We start from the raw sequence: 398 nt of genomic DNA, 5'->3' as shown, positions 1-398 counted from the left end.
GGTGCATGGGCGTGCCAAACATATCTACAGTATTTGGCGTAAGATGAAGCGTAAAAACATCGACTTTTCAGAGGTTTATGATGTGCGTGCAGTGCGTATCATGGTGCCAGATGTGAAAAGCTGTTACGCCGCATTAGGCATTATTCATGGGTTATGGCACCACATCCCTAACGAATTTGATGATTATATTGCGACACCTAAAGAGAATGGCTATCGCTCTTTGCACACTGCTGTAGTTGGCCCTGAAGGCAAAGTTTTAGAGGTGCAGATTCGTACCGGAGATATGCATGAAGAAGCTGAGTTAGGGGTTTGTGCGCACTGGCTTTATAAAGGCACTGATACCAAGAAAAGTAGCGACAGTTATGAAGAAAAAATTGCTTGGTTACGTCAGGTACTAG

General features: G+C 44.2%; 1 protein-coding gene. It reads left to right on the top strand.

Features of this window, described 5'->3' with window-relative positions:
• On the top strand, positions 1 to 398 hold a 398-nt coding region (locus BTA35_RS17360; RefSeq protein WP_139363759.1), incomplete at both ends, for a RelA/SpoT-related domain-containing protein.

The sequence above is a fragment of the Oceanospirillum linum genome (assembly GCF_001995095.2).
Lineage (GTDB): Bacteria > Pseudomonadota > Gammaproteobacteria > Pseudomonadales > Halomonadaceae > Oceanospirillum > Oceanospirillum linum.
The sequence above is the reverse complement of the archived record's forward strand: the minus strand, read 5'-3'. Positions and strand labels throughout refer to the sequence as shown.